The organism is Marinifilum sp. D737, from assembly GCF_026672275.1.
Lineage (GTDB): Bacteria > Bacteroidota > Bacteroidia > Bacteroidales > Marinifilaceae > Marinifilum.
This window is the reverse complement of sequence record NZ_JANQCD010000095.1, coordinates 1-749: the sequence shown is the minus strand read 5'-3', so window position 1 is coordinate 749 and position 749 is coordinate 1. Positions and strand designations below refer to the sequence as shown.

Sequence of the window (749 nt, the reverse complement as noted above, 5' to 3'; positions counted from 1 at the left end):
AATAAATATCTTCACTACATTCTATTATTGATAACCCCACTTTGAGTGGGGATATCAAGAGCAGGCTTATTAAACTTCTGAAAAGTATTTTACTCCTTGGTATCCTCACTTAGAGTGAGGTTACCAATAAATTCACCCAAAAAGACAGCAATTATTGATATACAAATTAAAGTGGGAATATCATGGGCAATAGTTTATATCAAAAACTGTATCTTTAATAAAATCTCATTTCTGCTATGAATTTTGAAGAAGGATATCTTTATCACGTTTACAACAGAGGAAATAACAAGTGTAAAATATTCTTTAATCGAGATAATTATCTGTTTTTCTTAAGGAAGTTTCACTCGAATGTAATTCCTTATGCAGATATATTAGCCTGGTGTCTTATGCCTACACACTTTCATTTAATGATTTATGTCAGAAGCAACGAAATATCCGAAAGAAAGGAGAAACTAAATTCTTCGATTGGCAAAATACTTAGTAGTTATACTAGAGCAATTCAAAAACAAGAGAATTTCACCGGATCATTGTTTCAAAAGCATACAAAATCCCCATGTTTAAACAATAATGATGTAATTACACCAAACTATTTCAATAATGCATTTGGAAGTCTAATTAATACCGATCTGCTTTGTCCGAATTATCTTAATGCTTGTTTCGAATACATCCATTTGAATCCGGTAATGGATAAGTTGGTTTCAAAACCTGAAGATTGGGAATTTTCTTCTTATCGAGATTATTTTGCTGGA

1 protein-coding gene is annotated in these 749 nt (G+C 31.1%); it reads left to right on the top strand.

All coding sequences use genetic code 11. The annotated features are described in order from the left end of the window. Positions 1-236: 236 nt before the first annotated feature. A partial coding sequence (locus tag NQ163_RS20570) for a hypothetical protein (RefSeq protein ID WP_268192190.1) occupies positions 237-749 on the top strand: 513 nt, incomplete at its 3' end.